The sequence below is a fragment of the Xanthobacter autotrophicus ATCC 700552 genome (genome assembly GCF_043194565.1).
Lineage (GTDB): Bacteria > Pseudomonadota > Alphaproteobacteria > Rhizobiales > Xanthobacteraceae > Xanthobacter > Xanthobacter autotrophicus_F.
The window spans coordinates 1-475 of record NZ_JBAFVS010000084.1 but is presented as its reverse complement, the minus strand read 5'-3'; the positions used below and the strand labels follow the sequence as shown (position 1 = coordinate 475).

Here is a 475-nt window from a genome sequence, read left to right as displayed (position 1 = left end):
GGAGGCGAAGTGGAAGTTCTGCTCCACCAGCAGCACCGTGAACCCCTTATTCTTGAGGTTCCGGATGATCTGGCCGATGTGCTGCACGATCACCGGGGCCAAGCCCTCAGACGGCTCGTCCAGCAACAGGAGCTTCGCCCCAGTGCGCAGGATGCGAGCGATAGCGAGCATCTGCTGCTCGCCGCCGGACAGCTTGGTGCCCTGGCTGTTGCGCCGCTCCTCCAGCCGTGGAAACAGCTCGTGCACCTCGTCCACGCTGAGGCCGCCGGGCAGCACCACCGGCGGCAGCAGCAGGTTCTCGCGCACCGAGAGCGAGGCGAAGATGCCACGTTCCTCGGGGCAGATGGCGATGCCGAGCCGGGCGATCTTGTTGGGCGCGAGCCCGACCGTTTCGGTGCCCTCGTAGCGGATCGAGCCGGCGCGCTTGCGCAAAAGGCCCATGATGGCGCGCATGGTGGTGGTCTTGCCGGCGCCA

1 protein-coding gene is annotated in these 475 nt (G+C 66.9%); it reads right to left on the bottom strand.

Features of this window, described 5'->3' with window-relative positions; genetic code table 11:
- Positions 1-475, bottom strand: a 475-nt coding sequence (locus V5F48_RS25010; protein WP_394260651.1) for an ABC transporter ATP-binding protein, incomplete at both ends; no start/stop codon positions are given.